This window comes from Geothrix sp. (assembly GCF_020622065.1).
Taxonomy (GTDB): domain Bacteria; phylum Acidobacteriota; class Holophagae; order Holophagales; family Holophagaceae; genus Geothrix.
In genome coordinates, this window is sequence record NZ_JAHRYQ010000002.1 from 735,909 (window position 1) to 755,430 (window position 19,522).

At 66.1% G+C, this 19,522-nt stretch carries 19 protein-coding genes; 8 read left to right on the forward strand and 11 right to left on the reverse strand.

Features of this window, described 5'->3' with window-relative positions:
• Positions 1 to 33: 33 nt before the first annotated feature.
• Positions 34 to 1,548: an aldehyde dehydrogenase family protein gene (locus tag QZ647_RS12855; protein WP_291272549.1), complete on the reverse strand. Its 1,515-nt coding sequence runs from the start codon at positions 1,546 to 1,548 to the stop codon at positions 34 to 36.
• Positions 1,549 to 1,635: 87 nt separating this feature from the next.
• On the opposite strand from QZ647_RS12855, the gene QZ647_RS12860 reads away from it, so the two are divergent.
• Positions 1,636 to 2,541: a LysR family transcriptional regulator gene (locus tag QZ647_RS12860; protein WP_291272550.1), complete on the forward strand. Its 906-nt coding sequence runs from the start codon at positions 1,636 to 1,638 to the stop codon at positions 2,539 to 2,541.
• Positions 2,542 to 2,836: 295 nt separating this feature from the next.
• On the opposite strand, the gene QZ647_RS12865 is transcribed toward QZ647_RS12860, so the two are convergent.
• Both QZ647_RS12865 and rplI read right to left on the reverse strand, forming a co-directional pair.
• Positions 2,837 to 3,136 carry an HU family DNA-binding protein gene (locus QZ647_RS12865; protein ID WP_286354917.1) on the reverse strand — a complete coding sequence of 100 codons (300 nt, stop codon included), beginning with the start codon at positions 3,134 to 3,136 and terminating at the stop codon, positions 2,837 to 2,839.
• A 107-nt stretch (positions 3,137 to 3,243) separates the two neighbouring features.
• Positions 3,244 to 3,693, reverse strand: a complete 450-nt coding sequence (gene rplI, locus QZ647_RS12870; protein ID WP_291272551.1) for a 50S ribosomal protein L9 — start codon at positions 3,691 to 3,693, stop codon at positions 3,244 to 3,246.
• A 208-nt stretch (positions 3,694 to 3,901) separates the two neighbouring features.
• On the opposite strand from rplI, the gene QZ647_RS12875 reads away from it, so the two are divergent.
• Positions 3,902 to 4,282 carry a hypothetical protein gene (locus tag QZ647_RS12875; protein WP_291272552.1) on the forward strand — a complete coding sequence of 127 codons (381 nt, stop codon included), beginning with the start codon at positions 3,902 to 3,904 and terminating at the stop codon, positions 4,280 to 4,282.
• Between the two features lie 43 nt (positions 4,283 to 4,325).
• Here QZ647_RS12875 and QZ647_RS12880 read toward each other — a convergent pair whose 3' ends face one another.
• The 3 genes from QZ647_RS12880 to QZ647_RS12890 all read right to left on the reverse strand — a co-directional run bounded on the left by QZ647_RS12880 (position 4,326) and on the right by QZ647_RS12890 (position 8,085).
• Positions 4,326 to 5,453: a DegT/DnrJ/EryC1/StrS family aminotransferase gene (locus QZ647_RS12880; RefSeq protein ID WP_291272553.1), complete on the reverse strand. Its 1,128-nt coding sequence runs from the start codon at positions 5,451 to 5,453 to the stop codon at positions 4,326 to 4,328.
• Between the two features lie 155 nt (positions 5,454 to 5,608).
• Positions 5,609 to 7,120 carry a lysine--tRNA ligase gene (gene lysS, locus QZ647_RS12885; protein ID WP_291272554.1) on the reverse strand — a complete coding sequence of 504 codons (1,512 nt, stop codon included), beginning with the start codon at positions 7,118 to 7,120 and terminating at the stop codon, positions 5,609 to 5,611.
• A 38-nt stretch (positions 7,121 to 7,158) separates the two neighbouring features.
• The gene (locus tag QZ647_RS12890; RefSeq protein ID WP_291272555.1) at positions 7,159 to 8,085 is read right to left on the reverse strand and encodes a DUF3187 family protein; all 927 of its coding nucleotides are present in this window, start codon (positions 8,083 to 8,085) and stop codon (positions 7,159 to 7,161) included.
• Between the two features lie 229 nt (positions 8,086 to 8,314).
• On the opposite strand from QZ647_RS12890, the gene QZ647_RS12895 reads away from it, so the two are divergent.
• The gene (locus tag QZ647_RS12895; RefSeq protein WP_291272556.1) at positions 8,315 to 9,625 is read left to right on the forward strand and encodes a citrate (Si)-synthase; all 1,311 of its coding nucleotides are present in this window, start codon (positions 8,315 to 8,317) and stop codon (positions 9,623 to 9,625) included.
• Positions 9,626 to 9,694: 69 nt separating this feature from the next.
• Here QZ647_RS12895 and QZ647_RS12900 read toward each other — a convergent pair whose 3' ends face one another.
• From QZ647_RS12900 to QZ647_RS12910, 3 genes are read right to left on the reverse strand one after another with little or no spacing between them, the layout of a single operon-like run.
• Positions 9,695 to 11,305, reverse strand: coding sequence for a CTP synthase (locus QZ647_RS12900; RefSeq protein ID WP_286354910.1), 1,611 nt, complete (start codon positions 11,303 to 11,305; stop codon positions 9,695 to 9,697).
• A gap of 8 nt (positions 11,306 to 11,313) precedes the next feature.
• Positions 11,314 to 13,104, reverse strand: coding sequence for an arginine--tRNA ligase (gene argS / locus QZ647_RS12905; protein ID WP_291272557.1), 1,791 nt, complete (start codon positions 13,102 to 13,104; stop codon positions 11,314 to 11,316).
• A 42-nt stretch (positions 13,105 to 13,146) separates the two neighbouring features.
• The gene (locus QZ647_RS12910; protein ID WP_291272558.1) at positions 13,147 to 13,977 is read right to left on the reverse strand and encodes a transketolase; all 831 of its coding nucleotides are present in this window, start codon (positions 13,975 to 13,977) and stop codon (positions 13,147 to 13,149) included.
• A 191-nt stretch (positions 13,978 to 14,168) separates the two neighbouring features.
• Here QZ647_RS12910 and rpsT point away from each other — a divergent pair, with 191 nt between their 5' ends.
• Both rpsT and QZ647_RS12920 read left to right on the forward strand, forming a co-directional pair.
• Positions 14,169 to 14,432 (forward strand): 30S ribosomal protein S20, encoded by a 264-nt coding sequence (rpsT, locus tag QZ647_RS12915; RefSeq protein ID WP_286354907.1) that lies wholly within the window; start codon positions 14,169 to 14,171, stop codon positions 14,430 to 14,432.
• 77 nt (positions 14,433 to 14,509) lie between these two features.
• Positions 14,510 to 14,854: a DUF5329 domain-containing protein gene (locus tag QZ647_RS12920; protein ID WP_291272559.1), complete on the forward strand. Its 345-nt coding sequence runs from the start codon at positions 14,510 to 14,512 to the stop codon at positions 14,852 to 14,854.
• A 1-nt stretch (position 14,855) separates the two neighbouring features.
• Here QZ647_RS12920 and gluQRS read toward each other — a convergent pair whose 3' ends face one another.
• Positions 14,856 to 15,755, reverse strand: a complete 900-nt coding sequence (gluQRS, locus tag QZ647_RS12925; RefSeq protein WP_291272560.1) for a tRNA glutamyl-Q(34) synthetase GluQRS — start codon at positions 15,753 to 15,755, stop codon at positions 14,856 to 14,858.
• Positions 15,756 to 15,772: 17 nt separating this feature from the next.
• Between gluQRS and QZ647_RS12930 the strand changes: the two genes are divergently transcribed.
• Positions 15,773 to 16,519, forward strand: a complete 747-nt coding sequence (locus QZ647_RS12930; RefSeq protein ID WP_291272561.1) for a class I SAM-dependent methyltransferase — start codon at positions 15,773 to 15,775, stop codon at positions 16,517 to 16,519.
• Between the two features lie 12 nt (positions 16,520 to 16,531).
• Here QZ647_RS12930 and QZ647_RS12935 read toward each other — a convergent pair whose 3' ends face one another.
• Positions 16,532 to 17,524, reverse strand: coding sequence for a deoxyhypusine synthase family protein (locus QZ647_RS12935; protein ID WP_291272562.1), 993 nt, complete (start codon positions 17,522 to 17,524; stop codon positions 16,532 to 16,534).
• Positions 17,525 to 17,627: 103 nt separating this feature from the next.
• On the opposite strand from QZ647_RS12935, the gene motA reads away from it, so the two are divergent.
• Positions 17,628 to 18,494 carry a flagellar motor stator protein MotA gene (motA, locus tag QZ647_RS12940; protein WP_291272563.1) on the forward strand — a complete coding sequence of 289 codons (867 nt, stop codon included), beginning with the start codon at positions 17,628 to 17,630 and terminating at the stop codon, positions 18,492 to 18,494.
• A 6-nt stretch (positions 18,495 to 18,500) separates the two neighbouring features.
• A complete protein-coding gene (locus QZ647_RS12945; protein ID WP_291272564.1) occupies positions 18,501 to 19,376 on the forward strand; it encodes a flagellar motor protein MotB in 876 nt (291 codons plus the stop codon).
• Positions 19,377 to 19,522 lie beyond the last annotated feature (146 nt).

Consider the following 19,522-nt stretch of genomic DNA (forward strand, 5'->3'; position numbering starts at 1 on the left):
GCAGGCGGCCTTCTTCCTGACGCCCGGACGCGATCAAAGCTCCAGCGTGATGCCCTGGGCCAGTTCCACGCGGCCACTGAAGTTGATGGCGCTGGTCTGGCGGCGCATGTAGGTCTTCCAGGCGTCGGACCCGCTCTCGCGGCCGCCGCCGGTCTCCTTCTCGCCGCCGAAGGCCCCGCCGATCTCCGCGCCGCTGGTGCCCGTGTTCACATTGGCCAGACCGCAGTCGCTGCCGGCCACCGAGAGGAAGAGCTCACTCTCGCGCTGATCGTTGGTGATGATGGCGCTGGAGAGGCCCTGGGGCACGCCGTTCTGGAGGGCGATGGCCTCCTCGATGGTCCGGTAGGGCATGAGGTAGAGCACCGGCGCGAAGGTCTCTTCCTGCACGATGGGCAGGTTGCCGGGGACTTCGGCGATGCAGGGGGTGATGTAGCACCCACCGGGGTTGGGGAGCTTCTCCCCGCCGGTGAGGATCTTCCCGCCCTGGGCCTTCACCGTCTCGATGGCGGTCCGCATGGTGTCCACGGCCGCGGCATCGACCAGGGGGCCCATGAGGATCTCATCCTTCCTCGGGTCGCCGATGGGGGTCTTGCGGTAGAGCTCCAGCAGGCGGTCCCGGAAGGTTCCGTAGATGGACTCGTGGACGATGACCCGGCGGGTGGAGGTGCAACGCTGGCCGGAGGTGCCGATGGCGCCGAAGTAGATGGAGCTCAGCGCCACCCCCAGGTCGCCCTTTTCGCTCACGATGACCGCGCCATTGCCGCCCAGCTCGAGGATGTGCTTGCCGAAGCGCTCCTGTACCAGCTTTCCGACATGGCGGCCGCCGGGCACCGAGCCGGTGTAGGACACCAGCGCCACGCGCGGATCAGTGTTGATGAGATCGCCGATCTCGCTGCCCTTGCCGATGGCCAGGCTGCAGATGGCCGGGTCGTAGCCGAAGTCGCGAAGGACCTTCTCGGCGATCTTCGTGCAGGCGATGGCCGTCAGCGGCGTCTTGGAGGAGGGCTTCCAGAGCACCGTGTCGCCGCAGACCAGGGCCAGGGCCGTATTCCAGCTCCACACCGCCACAGGGAAGTTGAAGGCCGTGATGACACCCACCACGCCCAGGGGATGCCACTGTTCCTGGAGCCGGTGCTGCTTCCGTTCGCTCGGCATGGTGAGCCCGTAGAGCTGACGGGAGAGGCCCACGGCGAAGTCGCAGATGTCGATCATCTCCTGCACTTCGCCCAGGCCCTCGCGCAGGGTCTTGCCCATCTCCAGGGTGACCAGCTCGGCCAGGGCCGCCTTGTTCCGGCGCAGCTCGTCCCCGAGGGCCTTCACCACCTCGCCCCGCTTGGGGGCGGGCACCAGCTTCCAGCTGGCGAAGGCAGCGTGGCACCGGGCCAGGGTGTCTTCGAACTCCTGGGGGGTCACATTCGCGACCGTGGCCAGCAACTGGCCGTCGATGGGCGAATGGACCGACTGGGCCTTGCCGCTGCCCACCCAGGCGCCCGAGAACCCACCCAGGTTCGACTCCGACATGCCCAATGATTTGAGGGTTTCTTGCATGACCCACCTCCCTGTTCCATTTGTATCGTTTTTTGTATCAATTATGAAATTCATTCGATTCACACCATGCATGAATATCATTCATGCATGGACGCCCTGCTCGATCTTCCCCAGCTCCGCACCTTCTACACCCTCGCCCAGGCGGGCAGCTTCACCGCCTGCGCCTCGCGCCTGGGGCGGACGCCGTCCGCCGTCAGCCATGCCATGGCCAAGCTGGAGGATCTCACCGGCGTCACCCTGTTGGACCGCCGGGGTCGCAGCATGGGCCTCACGGAGGAGGGTCGGCGCCTCTACCAGGCCTGCGAGCGGGCCTTTGCCACCCTGGATGCCGCCGCCGAGGACCTGAAGCGCCACCAGACCCAGGCCAAGGGCCGGCTGCGCCTGGGGGCCACCGTCGAATTCGGAAGCAGCATCCTCATGAAGCACATGCAGCCCTTCCTGGCGGCCAACCCGGATCTGGAGATCGACTTCACATTGAGCCAGGATCTGCTCTCGCCCCTGCTGCGGGACGACCTCGACCTCGTCATCGACTGCCAGGAGCATCCCTTCCCTACCCTGAAGAAGGTGCCGCTCTTCCGCGAGACCTATGTGGTGGCTTGTGCGCCGGCCTTCCGGAGGGCCCATCGCCTGCGCGTCCCGGCGGATCTCTCCCGCAGCCCGGTCCTGTCCCTGGACAAGGCCGGCGCCTGGTGGAACCGGTTCCTCATGGCCATGCCCGACCGGGACCAGCCGCAGCTGGATCGCTTCATCGCCGTGAACCACATCCGGGCCATGATCCACGCCGCCGTGGAGGGCATGGGCGCCCTGCTGGTGCCCCGCTACAGCGTCCTGGAGGAACTGGAACGGGGCGACCTGGTGGCCCTCTTCCCCGGCATCCGCCCCACCGAGGACCGCTTCTCCATCTATCAGAAGAAGGTGCGGGCCAACCATGAGAAGCAGAAACTCCTCACGCGCTACCTTCAGTCCTTGAGTCCGGCGGAGTTCGGCTCCTAGGTCGGTGGCGCATAAAAAGGGTTGTTCCCAAAAGCAGAAGGCCGCCATTCGGCGGCCTTCTCAGTCGTTGTCTGACTTGAATTACATCTGGTCCTTGAGGCCCTTGGCCGTCCGGACTCGGCGCTCCGCGCCTCGCCCTCCGGGCGGCAATCGGCTGCGCCGATTCCGTCCCACCCTCCCTTCGCCTCCGGCTTCGGTCGGATGGTGAAGACGACTTTGCACGGCCGCAAAGCCGTCGCTCCTATACGACGAAGGCCGCCTTGCGGCGGCCTTCTGCACCGTTCTCTTCCGGTGATTACATCTGATCCTTGAGGCCCTTGGCCGTCTTGAAGACGACTTTGCGGCCGGCGGGGATCTGAATGCTTTCGCCGGTCTTGGGGTTGCGGCCCATCTTCTCCTTGGTCGCGCGCACTTCGAAGGTGCCGAGGCCGAAGAGGTTGACGCGGTTGCCGGTCAGGAGGGTCTCGACGATGTGATCGCGAACGCCATCCAGGATGGACTTGGCGCGGGCCTTGGACAGGTCCTGGGCCTCGGCGAGGGTGGCGGCGAGCTCGGCGATGCCGAGGGTGTCGGGCTTGGCGGTGGACTTCGCCATGGATGGACTCCTTGGGATGGGGTGGAGGGGGTCACCGGCCATGCGGAACCCCGGCAGGACCGGCACCCGCGGCGGGGCCGGCCTTGAGGTGAAGACTTGGAAGGCAGTTACTCCGCGGCGGCCGCGGAGACTTCGAGGGTGACCTTGGCGTGGACGCCGCTGTAGAGGCGGACTTCCACGGTGTAGCTGCCGGCATCCTTGATGTGGGGCACGGTGATGTCGCGGCGATCCAGCGTGAAGCCCTTGCCCTTGAAGAGCTCGGCCACATCGGCGTTGGTGACGGAACCGAAGAGGTGACCGTTCTCGCCGGCCTTCTTGGTCACGGCCAGGCTCACGGCCTCGATCTTCTCGGCCAGGCTCTTGGCGTCGGCCAGTTCCTTGGCGCGCAGCTTCTCGGCGCGGACCTTCTCCAGCTCGATCTGGCGCTTGTTGCCCGCGGTGACGGGGAGGGCCATCTTGCGGGGCAGGAGGAAGTTGCGGGCGTAGCCGTCCTTCACATTGACGACATCGCCGCGGACACCGAGGTGGGTCACATTCTCGATGAGGAGGATTTCCATGGGAACTCCAGAGGTAGGTAGGTTTGAGTGCGGCCAGCGCCCAGTGCTCGCGTTGTCCCCTCGTGGGTGAGACGGCGTCCTGCGCCGTCAGGGCCGGATCCTCAGGAATCCGCCCTGTCCCCCGGTGGGTTCAGGCCAAACAGAAAATCCAGTCTATCCTGGGAGCAACCGATACCCAAGCAGGGATTTCCGATCCCACGGAGGCCGGATGAGCAGCCAGGCCGATCGCCGCGATACCCGACGCATCATCATCGGGCCGGAATTTGGCATCTCGTTCGCCCTGAAGGGCCACGCCTACCACGATGTGCGCATCACCAACCTGAGCACCGGCGGCTGCTTCGCCCTGGTGGGGGCGCGGGATGCCCGCCTGTTCGACCGCGGGGCCGTGCTGGAGGGCCTGACGCTCCTCCACCCCGAACTGCCCAAGGCCCCCATCCTGGCCACCGTATCCTATGTGCTGGGGGGCCGGCCGGGCGCCGATCCCCTGGAGATGGTGGGCATCGGCATTCAGTTCCTGGGGATGGACGAGGCCGCTCAGGAGGCCCTGTGCGCCTGGGTGGACGCGGCCGAGGCCTCCCAGCAGGTCTAAGCCGGGGAGGGGAGCCGGGCGGAGCGACCTGGGCGGACCGGGCCTACTTCTTCCCGAAGAAGCCGAGGATGGCCGTGGCGACCTCCTCGCGCATGGCCCCGGTCATCTCGGGATAGACGGGCAGGCTCAGCACTTCCTTGGCGGCCCGCTCGGATTCCGGCAGCTGGCCGGCCTTGTAGCCGAGGGACTGGAAGCAGGGCTGCTCGTGGAGGCAGATGGGGTAGTAGATGGCGCTGCCGATGCCCCGTTCCTTCAGGTGGGCCTGCAGGGCATCGCGCTTGCCGCCCTTCACCCGGATGGTGAACTGGTTGTAGATGTGGCGGCCGTCCGGGACCACCTCGAGGGGCAGCACCGCCTCATCGGCGGTCAGCGCCTTCATGCGCTCCAGATACCAGGCGGCGTGCTTCCGGCGGCCCTCGTGCCAGCCGTCGAGCATGGGCAGCTTGGCCCGCAGCACCAGGGCCTGGAACTCGTCCATGCGCCCGTTCATGCCCACCTCATGGTGCATGTAGACGGGCTCCATGCCATGCACGCGGATGCGGCGGACGCGCGCAGCGAGAGCTGCATCGTCGCGAATGGCGGTCATGCCAGCATCGCCGAAGGCTCCGAGGTTCTTGGTGGGGTAGAAGCTGTAGGCGGTCATGTCGCCGAACTCGCCCGCGGACTTGCCCCAACCCTTCGCGCCGAGGCTCTGGCAGGCATCCTCGATGACGGGGATGCCGTGCTTCTTCGCCACGGCCATGATGCCGGGCATGTCCGCCAGCTGGCCGAAGAGGTGCACGGGGATGATGGCCTTCGTGCGGGGCGTGAGGGCTGCCTCCACGAGGGCACCCGTGGCGTTGAAGGTGGCGGGTTCGAGGTCGATGAAGACGGGCTTCGCCCCCAGGCGCGAGACCACGCCGGCCGTGGCGAAGAAGGTGAAGCTGGGGACGATCACCTCGTCGCCGTGCCCGATGCCGAGGCCCATGAGGGCCGCCAGCAGGGCGTCCGTGCCACTGGACATGGCCACGGCGTGGGCCGCACCGGCGTAGGCGGAGATCTCGGCCTCAAGGCCCTTCACATTCTCGCCGAGGATGAACGACGAGCGATCGATGAGGCCCGACAGCCCTTCCAGCACCTTGGTCTTCACGGCGGCATTCTGCGGCGCGAGCTCGAGCATCGGGACGGGCATGGGGGCCTCCATTTGCGAATGGCAAGTATGGCAGCGCGTCAAGCCAGATTCAGTCACATCAGACTTATCAAGAGGCTGATCGCGGAAGGCTGAGAATTCACGCAAAAGGCGCAGAAGCAGGATCTTCTTCCCTTTTTCGCGCCTTCCGCGGCCAGCTATTCCTTTTCTTCAGTCTCGGCAGGCTTGGTGGGGCGCATGAGCGGGAAGAGGATGACATCCCGGATGCTGGCGCTGTTGGTGAGGAGCATGACCAGCCGGTCGATGCCGATGCCTTCGCCGCCGGTGGGCGGGAGGCCGTGCTCCAGGCTGGTCACGAAGTCCTGGTCCAGCAGCATGGCCTCATCGTTGCCCGCCTCCCGCTCGTCCATCTGGGCCTGGAAGCGGCCCATCTGGTCGATGGGGTCATTCAGCTCGGAGTAGGCGTTGGCCAGTTCCATGCCGCCGATGAACAGCTCGAAGCGATCCACGAAGCGGTCGTCACCTTCCAGGGTCTTGGTGAGGGGGGACAGCTCGATGGGGTAGTCGGTGATGAAGGTGGGCTGAATGAGCTGCTTCTCGGCGTGATACTCGAAGAGATCGCCCAGCAGGGTGCCCACAGTTTTCTTCTCTACATCCTCGATGTGCACGGCCTTGGCCAGGGCGCGCACGCTGTCGCCGTCTTCCAGAAGATGCCGGTCAATGGCGCCGTACTGGGCGATGGCATCCTTCATGGTGAGGCGCCGGAAGGGCGCGGCGTAGGAGATCATCTCCTCGCCCCAGGGCAGCTGCTGGGAGCCCATGACCTCGCGGGTCACGGTCAGGAACAGGTTCTCCGTGAGGGTCATCATGTCCCGCAGGTCGCTGCCTGCTTCGTACATCTCCATCATGGTGAATTCAGGATTGTGCCGGACGCTGATGCCCTCGTTGCGGAAGCTGCGATTGATCTCGAAGACCTTCTCGAAGCCGCCCACGATGAGGCGCTTGAGGTACAGCTCCGGCGCGATGCGCAGGTAGAGGTCCATGTCCAGGGCGTTGTGGTGCGTGATGAAGGGTCGGGCAGTGGCGCCGCCCGGGATGGGCTGCATCATGGGGGTCTCGACTTCGAGGTAGCCCTGCTCTTCCATGAACCGCCGCACGGCGCTGACGATGCGCGAACGGGTCTGGAAGGTCTTCAGCACCTCGCCGTTGGAGATGAGATCCAGGTACCGCTGGCGATAGCGCTGCTCCTTGTCCTGCAGGCCGTGCCACTTCTCGGGCAGGGGCAGCAGGGCCTTGGAGAGGAACTGGATCTCCTTCACCCGCACGCTCAGCTCGCCGGTCTTCGTGCGCATGAGGGGGCCGGTGACACTGATGAAATCGCCCATATCCAGAAGCTTGATGACCTCCCAGCTGGTCTCGGACAGGTCGTTCATCCGGAAGAAGCCCTGGATCTTCTCCCCGTTCTCCGTGAGGTGGGCGAAGACGCTCTTCCCCATTTCGCGAATGGCGAGCACGCGGCCCATGACCGACACCGTGAGGCCCAGGCCCTCCAGCTTCTCGTTGGGCCAGGCTTCCGCGTCGGCGTAGGTCGCGGCCAGCTGGGCAATGCCGTGGGTGCGCTTCGCCTTCCGCGGCCAGGCCTCGAGGCCCAGGCCCTTCAGCTTCTCGAGCTTCTCAAGGCGCACATCGCGATACTGGTTGGGCTGCATGGGGACTCCGGCACGGAACTGTCTAGTTTAGCGGAGGCTCAGGAATGCCCGAAGCGATAGGCCACGAAGCCTGTCACATCCGGGGCCGTGAAGGTGCCGGCCTCTTCGCTGAACCCGAAACGCCACTGGGGAAGGCGCGTGTGGCGGAAGGTCCAGTGCTGCTGCCAGCCGGCGCGGTCGAGGCGCGCCAAGCCGGTGCGGTAGGGACTCCCGGCGTAGCCCAGGCTGACCTCGATACCGATGCCAGAGATCAGCCCCGCCCCCTCGCCCTGCCAGCCCAGGCTGGCCCAGGCCCGGCTGAACGAGGTCTTGTCCATGACCGCCCTCAGGGGACTGTCTTTCGGCAGCCCCAGAATCACCCGCTCCGCCTGACCGAAGAGCCGCCAGCGGCCATAGCGCCGCCACAGGGCCGCGCCCACCAGACCGTCGGTGCCGCCGGTGCCGGAAAAATCGGACTGCTTGCCCGTGGGCAGTTGCACCGAGGCGCCGAAGCGCCCGCCGGCCTCGGCGGTGCCGAAGGGCCGGATCCAGGCCACATCCAGGTCCATGAGCGTCAGTCCCGGGCGCGTGAGGTCCCCGATCACGCGGCCATCGCGCTCCAGGTGGTAGACGAGCCGGTTCTTCGGCGCATCCTCCCGGCCCCCCTGGGGCATGTTGAACATCTGATGCCAGTTCCACATGGCCTGGTCGGCGATGCCTGCGGAGCGTGAGGCCAGACGGGCCCGGACATTGATCCGCGAGGAGCCGGCCTTCATCGCCCAGTCCGCCATCAGCTGCCATTCCTCGCCGTCCAGGCGCGCGAAGCTGCGCCCGTCGGCGCTGCGTTCCAGATCCGGGCGCAGCATCTGGCTGGTGGCCTCTATGGCCAACTCGCTGGTACCTTCAGGCAGCGGCTCGGGGAAACCCTCAAACCAGGCCACGCGGTTGGGGCGCGGAGTCTCCTGGGCCATGAGCCCGCCGGCCATCATTGCAACTCCCAACACCCATAGATTGACGCAGGTCACGGCACCTCCCATTGTTCCCGTCCATACTCTCTTTCAGCATCTCGCATCATGCGCGGGTCTTTCCAGCTCGATTAATTCCACGATGGTCATCAAATAATGACGACCCATCGGTAGACGATGCCCGTATGATGATCCAACCCCGCTCCTTCATAGCCCCATCCTCCAACGCCCCTCTTCTCTGGAGCCAGCCATGACACGCCTGAAATCCCTCCTCCTGGAGAAGATCCAGGAACACCGTCCCCGCATCCAGAAGCTCACCAAAGAGTTCGCGGATGTGGTCATCGACCAGGTGACCATCAGCCAGACCATCGGCGGCGCCCGCGACATCCACTCGCTCGTAACCGACATCTCCTACCTGGACCCCCAGGAGGGCATCCGGTTCCGCGGCAAGAACATCCCCGAGACCTTCGCCGCCCTGCCCAAGGCCGCCGGCGGCGAATACCCCACGGTGGAAGCCTTCTGGTTCTTCCTCCTCACGGGTGACATCCCTACCCAGGCCGAGACCGACGAAGTCCTCGCCGACTTCCAGGCCCGCGCCAAGGTGCCCCCCTATGTCTTCGAAGTCCTCCGGGCCATGCCCAAGGACAGCCACCCGATGGCCATGCTGTCCACGGCGGTGCTGGCCATGCAGAAGGACAGCATCTTTGCCTCGAAATACCACGAGACGAAGAAGAACGACTACTGGGACACGATGTACGAGGACGCCAGCAACCTCGTCGCCCGCCTGCCCGAGATCGCGGCCTTCATCTACCGCCTGAAGTACAAGAACGGCGACATCATCGCGCCGAAGCCGGGCCTGGACATGGGCGCCAACTTCGCCCACATGATGGGCATCGCCAAGCCCTACGACGATGTGGCCCGCATGTACTTCATCCTCCACAGCGACCATGAGAGCGGCAATGTCAGCGCCCACGCCACCCACCTGGTGGCCTCCGCGCTGTCCGATGCCTTCTACAGCTTCAGCGCCGGCCTGAACGGCCTGGCGGGCCCCCTGCACGGCCTGGCCAACCAGGAAGTGCTGGACTGGATCATGGGCTTCCAGAAGAAGCTCAACGGCGCCGAGCCCACCGAGGAGAATGTGAAGCAGGCCCTCTGGGACACGCTGAACTCCGGCCATGTCATTCCCGGCTACGGCCATGCGGTGCTGCGCCGCACCGACCCCCGCTACACCGCGCAGATGGAGTTCTGCCTCAAGCACCTGCCCAACGATCCCCTCTTCAAGCTCGTCAACACCATCTACAAGGTGGCCCCCGGCGTGCTCACCGAGCAGGGCAAGACCAAGAACCCCTGGCCCAATGTGGATGCCCAGAGCGGTGTGATCCAGTGGTACTACGGCCTGAAGGAGTACGACTTCTACACCGTGCTGTTCGGCGTGGGCCGCGCCCTGGGCGTGCTGGCCAACATCACCTGGGACCGTGCCCTGGGCTACCCCCTGGAGCGCCCCAAGTCCGTCACCACCGCCATGCTCGAAGAGTGGGCAGCCAAGGGCGGCCGGAAATAGCGCCAGTCTTCAGCCTTCAGAAAAACGGCGGGCCAGATGGCCCGCCGTTTTTCTGGCTTGGTAAACCGATCAGCCTCGGGCCTGGGCGCTGGCTTTGACGAAGGCCGTGAACAGAGGATGCGGATTCAGGGGGCGGCTCTTGAACTCGGGATGGAACTGGCAGGCCAGAAAGTAGGGGTGGTCCTTCAGCTCCACGATCTCCACGAAGACGCCGTCGGGGCTCATCCCCGTGAACACCAGGCCCTTGTCCTCCAGGGCCTTCTTGTACTCGTGGTTGAACTCGTAGCGGTGGCGATGGCGCTCGCTGATCTCCGTGGCCCCGTAGGCCGTGGCGGCCTGGCTCTCCGGTGCAAGGCGGCAGGGATAGGCGCCCAGGCGCATGGTGCCGCCCAGTTCCTCCACATCCACCAGTTCCCGAAGCTTGAAGATGATCTTGTGCTTCGGGGCGTCGTCGAACTCGGTGGAGTCGGCGCCGTCCAGACCCGCCACATTCCGGGCGAACTCCACGGAAGCCATCTGCATGCCCAGGCAGATGCCGAAGAAGGGGATGCGGTGTTCGCGGGCGTACTGGATCGACTTGATCATGCCGCGCGTGCCGCGGACCCCGAAGCCGCCGGGCACCAGGATGCCCTGGCAGTCCTGGAGGAAGGTCGCCGGATCCTGGTTCTCCAGCTCCTCCGCCTCAATCCACTTGAGGTCCACATGGGTCTCGAGGCCGTAGCCGGCGTGATGCAGGGCCTCGATGAGGCTCTTGTAGCTCTCCTTGAACTCCACATACTTGCCCACCACGCCGATGCGAACGCTGCCCTTGGGGTTGCGGATGCGGCGGAGCAGGCTCTGCCAGGCGCTCAGGTCGGGTTCCTTCTCCCCGAGCCCGAGGAGGGCCGCGGCCTTGGCGTCCAGCCCTTCGAGGTGCAGGTTCAGCGGCACTTCGTAGATGGAGTGGGCGTCCCGGCAGCTGAACACCGCGTCGGGCGTGACGGAGCAGAACAGGGCGATCTTGTCCTTCAGGTCCCGGGGGATGTCCTGTTCGGCGCGGCAGAGCAGGACATCGGGCTGGATGCCCAGGGCCCGGAGCTCCTTCACGCTGTGCTGGGTGGGCTTCGACTTCAGCTCACCCGCCGCCTTGATGTAGGGCACGAAGGTGAGGTGCATGTTGATGGCGTTGGCCTTCATCTGGGAATCCAGGCCGGCCTCGAGCTTGAACTGTCGGATGGCCTCGAGGAAGGGCTGGCTCTCGATGTCGCCCACCGTGCCACCGATCTCGACGATCACCACATCCATGTCCTTGGCGACCTTCTTCATCACGGCTTTGATCTCGTCTGTGATGTGCGGGATCACTTGCACGGTCTTGCCCAGGTAGTCGCCGCGGCGCTCCTTCTGGATCACCGTGTTGTAGATGCGTCCTGTGGTGATGGTGTGGTTCTGCGTGGTGGGCACCGAGGTGAACCGCTCGTAGTGCCCCAGATCCAGGTCGGTCTCGGCGCCGTCGTCCGTGACGAAGACTTCACCGTGCTGGAACGGCGACATGGTGCCGGGGTCCACATTGAGGTAGGGATCCATCTTCATGAGCGTGACCTTGAGGCCACGCGCCTCCAGCAGCGCGCCCAGGCTGGCCGCGGCAATCCCCTTGCCCAGCGAACTCAGCACGCCGCCCGTCACGAAAACATACTTGGTCATGGAATCTCCTACATCTCGTCGGGGGCCTGGATGCCCATGAGGAAGAGCCCCTGGCGGAGGGCGCGGGCGGTGGCGACGCACAGGGCAAGCCGGGCCTCGCGAACCTCGGGGGCGTTTTCCGGGGCCAGGATGGGGCAATTGGTATAGAAGCCGCTGAAGGAGCGCGCCACGGCCACCAGCTGACGCGCGAGCGGCGTGGCCATGCAGCCGTCGGCCACCGCGGCCACCGCCCCCGGAAGACCGGCCAGCTCGAAGAGCAGGGATTGGGCTTCGGGTGCATCCAGACCGGTGAGCTGGCTCGGAAGCGGCGCGTCCGGGTAGGAAAGGAAGGGACCATGGGTTGATTGGACCTGTGCCTTCATCGCCCAATCCCCGCCAGCCTTGCGCAGGACGCTGAGGATGCGGGCATGGGCGTACTGCACATAGGGCCCGGTGTCGCCGTCCAGCGCGATGACGCGGTCCCAGGTGAAGGTGATGGGCTTCACGCGGTCGTTCATGGCGTCGAAGAACACCACGGCGCCCATGCCGAGCATTTCGGACACCTCCGCCTTGCCCTTCAGGTCGGGGTTCTTCTCCTCGATGATCGCGGCCACGCGCTCGCGGGCCTCGTCGAGCACATCTTCCAGGAAGATGACATTGCCCTTGCGGGTACTCATCTTGCCCTCGGGCAGCTTGATCATGCCGAAGGGCGTGTGCAGCATCCGGCCCTTGAACCAGGGATCCAGCTTGTCGAGTACGGCGAAGATCTGCTGGAAGTGGAGCACCTGATCCGTGCCCACCACATAGAGGCAACGGTCGAAGCCGTAGGCCTCCTTGCGGTAGAGGGCGGCGGCCAAGTCGCGGGTGGCGTAGATGCTCGTGCCATCCCCCTTCTGGACCAGGCAGGGCGTGGTGATGCCCACATCCTCCAGGTTGATGATGCGGGCCCCCTTGTCGCCCTCCACCAGAAGACCCGCTTCCTCCAGGCGCTGCAGGGTGGAGGCGAGCTGATCCTCGTAGAAGGCCTCGCCCTGTTCCAGGGTGTCGAAGCGCACGCCCAGCCGGTCGTAGATGCGCTGGAACTCCTTCAATGAGATCTCGCGGAACCAGCTCCAGAACCGCCGGGCCTCGGCATCCCCGGCCTCCAGGCGCTTGAACCAGTCCCGCGCCTCGTCGCGCATGGCTGGATCGTTCTCTTCTTCCGCATGGAAGCGGACATACAGCTGGAAGAGCCGGAACAGGGGGGTGCGGCGCTTCTCCGGGGCCGGCTCGGCCCAGTCGAAGTCTGCTTCCAGCGCGGTGTTCCCCCCCTGGGCCCAGCGGGTGTAGGCGGCCAGCAGGGTGCCGAACTGGGTGCCCCAGTCGCCCAGGTGGTTGAGGCGGACCACCTCGTAGCCCAGGAACTGATGGGTCTGGGCGAGGGCGTGGCCGATCATGGTGGAGCGCAGATGGCCGATGGTGAAGAGCTTGGCGATGTTCGGCGAGCTGTACTCGACGATCACCTTCCGGCCCTGGGCCGGGCGCGCGCCGTAGGGACGATCGGGCGGTGCTTCGAGGATCGCTCCCAGCACGGCCTGGGCGCGGGTTCCCGGCGCCAGCTTCAGGTTCAGGTAGGGACCCGTGGCCACAACCTTGGCGCCTTGGACGCTCATCGCGGCGGCCAACTCCTGCGCCAGCTGCACGGGGTTTTTCCCCAGCTGCTTGGCGGCGCGGAAGCAGGGGAAGGCCAGGTCGCCCAGCTCACCGGACTTCGGCCGTTCCAGCGTGATGTCCACGCCGGGCAGGGCCTCCCCCAGCTGCTGTTCGAAAATGCGTCGCAAAGCGTCCATCCGGGTCAATCCTCAGTCTTCATTCTTCGGGGGTCAGTCGGCCAGTTCGGCCAAGGCCTTCTCGTAGTCGTCCTGCTTGGGGGCCACGCCATGCCAACCGGCCTGGTTCTCCATGAAGCTCACGCCCTTGCCCTTCACGGTGCGGGCGCAGATCATCGCGGGCTGGCCCTTCACCGTGCGCGCCCAGGCCAGGGCCTCCAGGATCTGCGTGAAATCGTGACCGTCGATCTCCTTCACGGCCCACCCGAACGCGCGCCACTTGTCGGGCACCGGGTTGATGTTCATGACCTTCTTCACATCGCCGTCGATCTGCAGGCCATTGAGGTCGTGGAAGACGCAGAGGTTGTCCAGCTTGTGGTGGGGCGCGGCCATGGCCGCCTCCCAGATCACGCCCTCCTGGCTCTCGCCATCCCCCACCACGCAGTAGACGCGGCGGTCGGACTTCTGGACCTTCAGGCCGAGGGCGATGCCCACGGCCTGGGGCAGGCCCTGGCCCAGGCTGCCGGTGGTGACCTCCACGCCCGGCGTGTAGTGGTTCTCGGCATGGCCCTGGAGCTTCGTGGGGTACTGGCGGAAGGTCTCCAGCCAGGCCTTGGGGAAGAAGCCCTGGTCGGCGAGGATGGCGTACTGCGCGGGGCAGGCGTGGCCCTTGGAGAGCACGAAGCGGTCCCGGGCCGGATTGGCCGGATCCTCTGGAAACACGGTCATCTCGTGGTAGTAAAGCGCGACGCCGATGTCGATCCAGCTCAGGCTCCCGCCCGGATGGCCGCTCTGGGCCCGGTAGACCTGCAGCAGCACATCCCGCCGCAAGGCTTTCGCCTTCGCCGCCAGATCCACGACGGACTCCAGTTTCTGCTGCGACATGACCCCATCCTTCCCGGGAGGCCATTCGCCTCCGATTAGGATGCCGTGGGGAGGGCCACTTCGGAAGGGGCAATGTCCCCCTGGGGCTGGCCTTTTGCCCTTGACCTAAGGGCCGTTTGCGATAGGATGGTCTTTCGCGCTTCCCCAAGCCCCTGCGAGGGGGACTGCCCCGGAAGCTGGAGATCCGACCCATGGCCAATCACAAGTCCGCCGCCAAGAAGGCCCGCCGCGATGCCGAGGCTCGCCTCCGCAACCGCAGCAACCGTTCCACGCTGAAGACCGCCGTCAAGAAGTTCCTGGCCGTCGTGGCCGAGGGCAACAAGACCGAAGCGGCCAAGCAGCTGCCCCTGACCCAGGGCCTGGTGGACAAGGCCTGCCGCAAGGGCGTCATGCACAAGAACGCCGCCGACCGGACCAAGTCCCGCCTGGCCGCCAAGGTGAACAACCTGGCCTAACGAACCAACCCTCTTGAGCAAAGGACCCGCAGAGCCGGGTCCTTCGTGTTTATCGGCTTCCCTGGGATGCTGGGGGCATGTTCCTCCTCCCCGCCCCCGTGGTGGCGCCCGCCCCCACCGTCCCCCAAAGCCTCGAGGCCCAGACGATCGAGGCCCTGATCCAGGCCGTGGCGAACCTCGAGGGCGCCGTGTTCATCCGCAATGGCACCGAGCACACCCCAAAGGCCGCGGCCGAGCACCTGCGCCTGAAGTGGAAAAACGCCGGCCGCCGCGTGAAGACAGCCCCAGAGTTCATCCGTTACTGCGCCAGCGGGAGTTCCGTGAGCGGGAAGCCCTATGAGATGAGGCTCAAGGACGGTCGCACGGTGCTCGCGCGGGACTGGCTCTGGACCGAGCTGAAGCGGATGGAAGCGGCCCGGTAGGTCAGGTCCAGGCTCCGGGCACCCGGATCTCGCCCGCCGGCACGCGGGCCCAGTCGAAGCGCGGGATGAGGTCCCCGGCGCGGCAGATCTCGGGCTGGTCCAGGCAGCCCAGGCTCCAGCCCAGCCAGCCCAGCATCTCCCCCGGGGAAACCCCCCGCGCCCCAAGCGCTTCGACGCCCAGCGCTCCGGCCCGCTTGCCCAGGCGGCTCCCGTCCGGGGCCATCACCAAACCGAGGTGGGCGTAGGTCGGACGCGGAAGGCCCAGGGCCTCCTGCAGCCGGATCTGGGTGGCCGTCACCGATCTCAGGTCGGCCCCGCGCACGACCTCGGTCACCCCCTGGGCGCCGTCATCCACCACCACCGCCAGGTGGTAGGCGAAGCAGCCATCCCTCCGAAACAGCAGCGGGTCGCCCGTGAGGGCCGCAGGGTCGTCCACCTGGGGCCCGACCAGCCGGTCCTCCCAGGGCACGACCCCATCGGGAAGCCGCACCCTCAGGGCACGCTCGAACCCCTCCCAGCTCCGATCCCGGCAGCGGCCCGGGTAGGGGCGCAGGCCATCCTCCGAGTGCGGCGCCGAGGCCAGCAGCTGCAGGTCCCTCCGTGTGCAGGCGCAGGGGTACAGGCTCCCGGCCCCGTGCAGCCTCCCCAAGGCCTCGCGATACATCGCGCTGCGATCCGATTGCCAGACCACCGGTTCGTCGGGCGTCAGCCCCAGGGTCGCCAGGTCCCTCAGCTGCGCCTCACCCAGGTCTCGGCGGCAGCGGGGGCCATCCACATCCTCCATGCGGAGGAGCCACCGCCCCCCCGCCGCCCGCGCCGACAACCAGGAGGCCAGGGCCGTGCGCAGGTTCCCCAGGTGGAGGGCGCCGGTGGGCGAGGGGGCGAAGCGGCCAAGGAGCATCGGTCTAGGATAAGGGGATGTCCATCCGCTCCTGGCCTCCGGTTCTCCGGGCCCTGCTGGCCCAGGCCCTGGGCTTCGCGGTGCTGGTGGCGCTGGTGCGGCTGGGGCTGCGGTTCCCGCCCCTGATCTGGGTGCTCCTGCAGGCGGTGCTGGCGGTCTTCCTCTCCCGGTGGCTGACGCTCCCTCCCCGCTGGATCCTCATGCAGGCCGCCCTGCCCTTCCTCGTCCGGGCGCTGTGGGGAGCAGCCATCCCGGCCTGGATCTACCTCGTCCTCTTCCTCGCCCTGGCCTTGGTCTTCGGGGGGGGACTGCTCAGCCGCGTGCCCCTCTACCACGCCAGCCAGGACGCCTGGGAGAAGCTGGAAAGCCTGGTGCCGGATCAGCCGGGTCTGCGCTTTGCAGACCTGGGCTGCGGCTTCGGCGGCCCGGTCGCGCACCTCGCCCGGCTCCGGCCCGAGGCGACCTTCCTCGGTGTGGAGGCCTCCCCCTTTACCTGGCTCGTGGCCTGGCTGCGCTGCCTGCCCCATCGGAATGCCCGCATCCGCCTGGGCAGCCTCTGGCGTACGGACCTCGCGACCATCGATGTGGCCTACGCCTTCCTCTCCCCGGTTCCCATGCCCGCCCTCTGGGCCAAGGTGCGCCGCGAGATGCAACCCGGCGGCCGCTTCATCAGCCACAGCTTCGAGGTGCCCTTTGAAACGCCCCACCGCGTAGTCCCCGTGAAGGGGCGCGATGGGGCGCGATTATTGGTTTGGGATCTCTGAAAGAGAACGGATTTACCAGCCCAGCAGGTAGGCGAAGATCAGCGGGGCCACGATGGTGGCATCGCTTTCGACGATGAACTTCGGGGTGTCCACACCCAGCTTGCCCCAGGTGATCTTCTCGTTGGGCACGGCCCCGGAATAGGAACCGTAGCTGGTGGTCGAGTCGCTGATCTGGCAGAAGTAACCCCAGAGCGGGACCTCGGTCAGCTCCAGATCCTGGTGGAGCATGGGCACCACGCAGATGGGGAAGTCGCCGGCGATGCCGCCGCCGATCTGGAACATGCCCAGGGTCGAGGTCTTCGTAACCTCCTGGTAGTGCTTCGCCAGCCAGGTCATGTACTCGATGCCCGTGCGCACGGTATGGACATTCTTCACCTCGCCGCGGATGACGGCGGCGGCGTACATGTTGCCCAGCGTGCTGTCCTCCCAACCCGGCACCACGATGGGGACATTCTTCTCGAGGGCCGCCAGCATCCAGGAGTGCTTGGGATCGACCTGGTACGAGGGCTTCAGCACGCCGGACTTCAGCACCTGCTGGAAGAACTCGTGGGGGAAGTAGCGCTCGCCGGCCTGGTCGGCCTTGGTCCACACATCCAGCATGGCCTTCTCCATGCGGCGCATGGCCTCCATCTCGGGGATGCAGGTATCGGTCACGCGGTTCATGTGGCGGCCCAGGAGGTCCGCCTCGTCCTGGGGCGTGAGGTCGCGGTAGTGGGGCACGCGCTCATAGAAGTCGTGGGCCACCAGGTTGAAGATGTCCTCTTCCAGGTTGGCGCCCGTGCAGACGATGAGGTGCACCTTGTCCTGGCGGATCATCTCGGCGAAGGAGAGGCCCAGCTCGGCGGTGCTCATGGCCCCCGCCAGGGTGACCATCATCTTGCCACCCTGCTCCAGATAGACCCGGTAGCCCTCGGCGGCGTCGACCAGGGCCGCGGCATTGAAGTGCCGGAAATGGTGCTTCACATAGCTGCCGACAGGGCCGAGCATGGGGGTGGAAGGGCTCATAAATCCTCCGAATCCTTTCATTGTGCCAGTGCAATGGCCCGGCACCGAGTCCAGAATTCAGTCCAGGCCCCTGCGGGCCGATGAAACAGGCAGGAGCTGCAGCATGTTCTTCATCATCGGCTTGGTGGTGGTCTTCGCCTCTATCATCGCGGGGTTCCTGCTGGAGGGCGGGAGCATCCCCACGCTCCTGCATCCACTGCCCGCCGAAGGAATCATGATCTTCGGCGCAGCCGTGGGCGCCTTCCTCGCCTCCAATCCCCCCCACCTCATCAAGCGGGTGGTGGGCGACATCTCCAAGCCCCTGAAGGGCAGCCCCTACACCAAGGCCGTGTACATGGAAGTCCTCATGATGCAGTACGAGGTCTATGTGAACATCAAGAAGGGCGGACTGCTGGCCCTGGAGCAGGATGTCAACGACCCCCACAATTCAGCCATCTTCAAGAAATACCCCGCCTTCACGACCAACCACCACGCCCTCGACTTCTTCTGCGATTCCATGAAGCTGCTCATCAACGGCAGCGCCAAGATGGACGAGATCGACCTCGTGATGGACGCGGACCTTGATGTCCACCACGCGGAGAACGCGGCGCCGGGTGCGGCGGTGGGCACCATGGCCGACGCCTTCCCCGCCTTCGGCATCGTGGCCTGCGTCATGGGCATCGTCATCACCATGGGCTTCCTGGATCAACCCCCCAATGTCATCGGCAGCAAGGTGGGCGCCGCCCTTGTGGGCACCTTCCTCGGCATCCTCCTCGCCTACGGTGTGTTCCAGCCCCTGTCCAAGAACATCGATGCGGTCAATACCGCCGAGTCCTTCTACTTCAACTGCATGAGGGCCGGCCTTACCAGCTTCGGCAATGGCGCAGCCCCCGTCACCGCGGTGGAGTTCGCCCGCCGGAACATCCCTTCCACCGAACGCCCGGGCTCCGGCGAATTGGAGGAAGTGGTCCGGCAGATCAAACCGAGGTAGCGCCCTGTGGCCGAGCAGCAACCGGAAGTCAAAATCCGGATCGTCAAGAAGAAGGGCGGCCATGCCGCGGCCCACGGCGGCGCCTGGAAAGTGGCCTACGCCGACCTGGTGACGGCCATGATGGCCTTCTTCCTTCTGATGTGGCTCCTCAACAGCGCTGATAAGAACACCAAGGCCGGCATCGCCGGCATGTTCCAGGATGCCAACTTCTTCAACACCGAACGGGGCAAGGAGATCCTCGCCAACCACGGCAAGGGCATCCTGCCGGGCGGGCGCGGCATGGCGCCGGGCCCGGATGGAGATGGCGGCACCGATGCGACCGTGGAGGCCCCCGGCTCCGCCGAGGAGGAACACAAGGCCATGGAGGCCACGGCCGAGGCCATCGAGAAGGCCTTCCAGCAGGATGAGCTGCTCCAGGCCTTCCAGGACCAGATCACCATGGACTTCACGGACGAAGGCCTGCGCATCCAGATCCAGGACAAGGCCGCCCAGGTGCTCTTCGATTCCGGCAGTGCCCAGCTGAAGCCCTACACGCTCTCCATCCTGAAGGAGATCGCCAAGGAGCTGGGCAAGCTCCCCAACCGCATCGTCGTCGGAGGCCATACGGATGCGGCCCAGTACGCCAACCGGGCCTACACCAACTGGGAGCTCAGCGCCGAGCGCGCCAACGCCGCCCGCCGCGTCATGGAGAGCGCCGCCGGGGGCCTGCGGCCCAACCAGGTGCGCCGCGTCACGGGCTATGCCGACACCATTCCGTTCGAGGGCAAGGACCCCAAGGATCCCCAGAACCGCCGCATCTCGATCGTGGTGGTATCCGCCGCCTCCGAAGCCGCCGAATCCAGGCACCAGAAGGCCCAGCCCCGGGAGAAGGACAAGCGCTGACCGCCCCGCCCCTCCGCCGATCCGGGGCAAAAAAGAAGCGCCCGGAGGTGCGGACGCTTCGTGAGGGTTAGGTTGGCGGGATTTCGAGTGGTGGGGAGTGGAAGCGGGAGCCCCGCGAGCGGGACTGGTGTCGATAGGTGGGATGA

Excerpts from the sequence above, each read along its gene's own strand:
- lysS (WP_291272554.1), bottom strand. The coding sequence starts at position 7,120 with ATGCAGCCCAACCAGTATCGCGATGTGCGCCTTGAGAAGCTCGAGAAG.
- gluQRS (WP_291272560.1), bottom strand. The coding sequence starts at position 15,755 with ATGCTCCTTGGCCGCTTCGCCCCCTCGCCCACCGGCGCCCTCCACCTG.
- QZ647_RS12890 (WP_291272555.1), bottom strand. The coding sequence starts at position 8,085 with ATGGCCGGCGGGCTCATGGCCCAGGAGACTCCGCGCCCCAACCGCGTG.
- QZ647_RS12865 (WP_286354917.1), bottom strand. The coding sequence starts at position 3,136 with ATGGCGAAGTCCACCGCCAAGCCCGACACCCTCGGCATCGCCGAGCTC.
- QZ647_RS12860 (WP_291272550.1), top strand. The coding sequence starts at position 1,636 with ATGGACGCCCTGCTCGATCTTCCCCAGCTCCGCACCTTCTACACCCTC.
- QZ647_RS12920 (WP_291272559.1), top strand. The coding sequence starts at position 14,510 with ATGTTCCTCCTCCCCGCCCCCGTGGTGGCGCCCGCCCCCACCGTCCCC.
- QZ647_RS12895 (WP_291272556.1), top strand. The coding sequence starts at position 8,315 with ATGACACGCCTGAAATCCCTCCTCCTGGAGAAGATCCAGGAACACCGT.
- rpsT (WP_286354907.1), top strand. The coding sequence starts at position 14,169 with ATGGCCAATCACAAGTCCGCCGCCAAGAAGGCCCGCCGCGATGCCGAG.
- QZ647_RS12900 (WP_286354910.1), bottom strand. The coding sequence starts at position 11,305 with ATGACCAAGTATGTTTTCGTGACGGGCGGCGTGCTGAGTTCGCTGGGC.
- QZ647_RS12935 (WP_291272562.1), bottom strand. The coding sequence starts at position 17,524 with ATGAGCCCTTCCACCCCCATGCTCGGCCCTGTCGGCAGCTATGTGAAG.
- QZ647_RS12875 (WP_291272552.1), top strand. The coding sequence starts at position 3,902 with ATGAGCAGCCAGGCCGATCGCCGCGATACCCGACGCATCATCATCGGG.
- QZ647_RS12930 (WP_291272561.1), top strand. The coding sequence starts at position 15,773 with ATGTCCATCCGCTCCTGGCCTCCGGTTCTCCGGGCCCTGCTGGCCCAG.
- rplI (WP_291272551.1), bottom strand. The coding sequence starts at position 3,693 with ATGGAAATCCTCCTCATCGAGAATGTGACCCACCTCGGTGTCCGCGGC.
- QZ647_RS12855 (WP_291272549.1), bottom strand. The coding sequence starts at position 1,548 with ATGCAAGAAACCCTCAAATCATTGGGCATGTCGGAGTCGAACCTGGGT.
- QZ647_RS12910 (WP_291272558.1), bottom strand. The coding sequence starts at position 13,977 with ATGTCGCAGCAGAAACTGGAGTCCGTCGTGGATCTGGCGGCGAAGGCG.
- motA (WP_291272563.1), top strand. The coding sequence starts at position 17,628 with ATGTTCTTCATCATCGGCTTGGTGGTGGTCTTCGCCTCTATCATCGCG.
- QZ647_RS12880 (WP_291272553.1), bottom strand. The coding sequence starts at position 5,453 with ATGCCCGTCCCGATGCTCGAGCTCGCGCCGCAGAATGCCGCCGTGAAG.